Annotated in this window: 6 protein-coding genes; all 6 read left to right on the top strand. The window is 55.2% G+C overall.

Features of this window, described 5'->3' with window-relative positions:
• Positions 1 to 210 precede the first annotated feature (210 nt).
• Positions 211 to 540, top strand: coding sequence for a YbaB/EbfC family nucleoid-associated protein (locus tag lacNas_RS05290; protein WP_201331489.1), 330 nt, complete (start codon positions 211 to 213; stop codon positions 538 to 540).
• 1 nt (position 541) lies between these two features.
• Positions 542 to 1,141: a recombination mediator RecR gene (gene recR, locus lacNas_RS05285; protein WP_201331488.1), complete on the top strand. Its 600-nt coding sequence runs from the start codon at positions 542 to 544 to the stop codon at positions 1,139 to 1,141.
• Between the two features lie 2 nt (positions 1,142 to 1,143).
• Entirely contained in the window at positions 1,144 to 1,380 is a 237-nt protein-coding gene (locus tag lacNas_RS05280; protein WP_201331487.1) for a YaaL family protein, read from the top strand.
• Between the two features lie 127 nt (positions 1,381 to 1,507).
• Positions 1,508 to 2,146: a dTMP kinase gene (gene tmk / locus lacNas_RS05275; protein ID WP_201331486.1), complete on the top strand. Its 639-nt coding sequence runs from the start codon at positions 1,508 to 1,510 to the stop codon at positions 2,144 to 2,146.
• A gap of 11 nt (positions 2,147 to 2,157) precedes the next feature.
• On the top strand, positions 2,158 to 2,484 hold the full coding sequence (gene darA, locus lacNas_RS05270; protein ID WP_201330817.1) for a cyclic di-AMP receptor DarA: 327 nt from the start codon (positions 2,158 to 2,160) through the stop codon (positions 2,482 to 2,484).
• On the top strand, positions 2,484 to 2,930 hold a 447-nt coding region (locus lacNas_RS05265; protein WP_507762771.1), incomplete at its 3' end, for a DNA polymerase III delta subunit-related protein. The genes darA and lacNas_RS05265, both read left to right, overlap by 1 nt.

Raw genomic sequence — 2,930 nt, 5'->3', positions numbered from 1 at the left:
CGGCAGCTGAGCCAGAGCCCGCTGCCGCCGGCGATCCGGCAGATCCCGGTCCGGAAGCTGAAGAAGCGCCGGCAGATGACGAACTGGTGAGCCGGGCAGAGGACCTGTTTGGTTCTTTGGTGGAAGTCAAGGACTAAAATTCGCCAAAAAGTTTTTTTCGCGTTAAAATTAAGCAGACAAACAACGAGAAGTTTAAAAGGAGATTTTTTCATGAGTAAAAGACCAGCTTTCCCAGGAATGGGCGGCATGAACATGCAGCAAATGATGAAGCAGGCCAAGAAGCTGCAAGAGCAGATGGCCCAGGAACAAGAAAACATCACGACCCAGGAATTCACCGGCAAGTCAGCTGATGACATGGTGCTGGCCACTTTCACCGGGGACCGGACCTTGAAAAAGCTCGCCATCAAGCCTGAAGCCATTGACCCTGACGATCCGGACATGCTGGAAGACTTGGTCATCGACGCGGTCAACAAGGGCCTGAAGCAGATCGATGAAGCCACTCAGCAGAGCCTGGGCAAGTACACGAAAGGCCTGATGTAAGTTGCAATACCCACTGCCAATCGCCCGTTTGATCGATTCGTTCATGAAGCTGCCGGGCATCGGCGAAAAGACGGCTACCCGCCTGGCTTTTTACGCCATGGACATGCCCAAAGAAGACGTGCAGGAGTTTTCCCAGGCGCTGACGGACGTGAAAGAGAAGCTGCGCCAGTGCTCAGTCTGCGGCAACATTACCGAGCAGGATCCCTGCGCCATCTGCAGCAATCCGGCCCGGGACCAGTCAACGATCATGGTGGTTGAAGAAGCCAAGGACGTGATGGCCTTTGAAAACATGGGCGAATATGACGGCCTCTACCATGTCCTGCACGGGGTCCTGTCACCCATGGACGGGATCGGTCCTGAGCAGATCAACATCAAGTCGCTGATCGTGCGTTTGCAGAAAAACGATGCAGTCAAGGAAGTGATCCTGGCTTTGAATTCGACGCCTGAAGGCGAGTCAACCGCCATGTACATCAGCCGCCTGATCAAACCGGCCGGGCTCAAGGTAACGCGCCTGGCCGCCGGGCTGGCGGTCGGCTCAGACATCGAGTACGCCAACTTGATCACTTTGAAGCGGGCAGTTCAAGGAAGAACGGAGCTATAACTATGAGCAAGCACACTGACAAAATCAAACACGCCGAAGATGAGAAACTGATGGCTTTGGTTGAGAAGCTGCAGCAGGAAATCAGTCTGAACAAGGGCCTGGACAACACCACCCTGGACATGTCGGACGACAACATCGTGGCCGACAAGATTTTAAGAGCCGAATACGCCTTTTTGTACGACGAGGCCCGCTACCGGCACGCTTCTTACACGGGCTTGACCAACGCGATTTCCCAATAAGCCAGCTTGAAAAAATCCTCCCAGACAGCGGAGGATTTTTTATTTGGCCAACCTACTAGATTTAGTAGCAACTTAATCTGTAAATACTAGCCGTAGTTCTGTAAAATATAAAAAGGAGGCTGAGTTAATGAAAGGTTACTTTATCACTTTTGAAGGTCCCGACGGCGCCGGCAAAACGACAGTGATCAATGAAGTCGTCAAAGCTATTAAAGAGCAGTGCAACAAAGAGATCCTGGTGACGCGGGAACCCGGCGGGTCCAAAATCGCCGAGAAGATCCGCGACCTGATCCTGGATCCGCGAAACACGGAAATGAATGCCAAGACCGAGGCCCTGCTTTACGCGGCCAGCCGGTCCCAGCACGTCAGCGAGATCATCGAGCCCGCTTTGGCCGCGGGGAAACTGGTCATCTCCGACCGCTTTGTCGACTCTTCCCTGGCCTACCAGGGGCAGGGCCGGCAGCTGGGCATCGATGAAGTAGCCCAGATCAATGAATTCGCGACTGGCCACTTGGAACCGGACTTGACCGTTTTCCTTGACCTGGATCCGGCGCTTGGCTTAAAGCGCATCGCCCAGGCCCGTTCCGGCAGCGAAGACCGGCTGGAGCAGGAGAAGCTGGCCTTTCACCAGGAAGTCTACCGGGGCTACCAGAAAGTCTGCCAGGCTCATCCAGACCGGATCAAGCGGGTGGACGCGAGTCAAGATTTGGGGCAAGTCGTGGCCGCAAGTGTTAAACTGGTGAAAAGCACATTTCCAGAATTGTTTTAGGGGGGATCAAGATGAAACTGATCATTGCCATTGTCCAGTCAGAAGACGCCAAGCGCCTGCAGGCGGCTTTCGTTGACAATAATGTCGGCGCCACCAAGCTGGCATCAACGGGCGGCTTTTTGCGCGAAGGCAACACCACCTTCTTGCTTGGGGTGGAAGACGAGGATGTCGAAGATGTTTTGAAGCTGATTGAAGAACATTCCCAAACCAGAGAAGAAACGATCAACCCTGGCCTGCACCCGGGAATCTCCTTCGAGCAGCCAATTGAGCCAGTCAACATCACGGTCGGCGGAGCAACGGTCTTTGTTTTGCCGGTTGACCAGTTCCTGCGCTTTTAATGCTGGATTTAAACAAGATCGGTTCAGCTGAGGCTGGGCAGCTGCAGCAGGCTCAAGACCGGGGGCAGCTGTCGCATGCCTACCTGCTTTTGGCTGGCGATGAGGCGGAAGCTTTGAACACTGCCTACTGGCTGATCTGCTACGCGAACTGCGAGGGCGAAAACAAGCCGGACGGAACTTGTCCGGCCTGCCAGCGGATTCTGTCCGGCAACCATCCGGACGTCATGCTGATCGATACCGAGGAAAACCGGCAGACGATCGCGATCGACCAGGTCCGGACCTTGAAGCAGGAACTGGCCAAAAGCCCCGCCGAAGGCGACCGGCGCTATTTCGTGATCAATCACGCCCAGAAGCTGACGCTGCCGGCGGCCAACGCCTTGCTCAACCTGCTGGAAGAGCCGGTCGCGCCGGTGGTCACTTTCCTGATCGCCAGCAACGGCGGCCAG

Origin of the sequence: Lactobacillus nasalidis, assembly GCF_016587775.1 — a bacterium.
Classification (GTDB): domain Bacteria; phylum Bacillota; class Bacilli; order Lactobacillales; family Lactobacillaceae; genus Lactobacillus; species Lactobacillus nasalidis.
This window is presented reverse-complemented; position numbering and strand designations above follow the sequence as displayed.

Excerpts from the sequence above, each read along its gene's own strand:
- lacNas_RS05290 (WP_201331489.1), top strand. The coding sequence starts at position 211 with ATGAGTAAAAGACCAGCTTTCCCAGGAATGGGCGGCATGAACATGCAG.
- lacNas_RS05280 (WP_201331487.1), top strand. The coding sequence starts at position 1,144 with ATGAGCAAGCACACTGACAAAATCAAACACGCCGAAGATGAGAAACTG.
- tmk (WP_201331486.1), top strand. The coding sequence starts at position 1,508 with ATGAAAGGTTACTTTATCACTTTTGAAGGTCCCGACGGCGCCGGCAAA.
- darA (WP_201330817.1), top strand. The coding sequence starts at position 2,158 with ATGAAACTGATCATTGCCATTGTCCAGTCAGAAGACGCCAAGCGCCTG.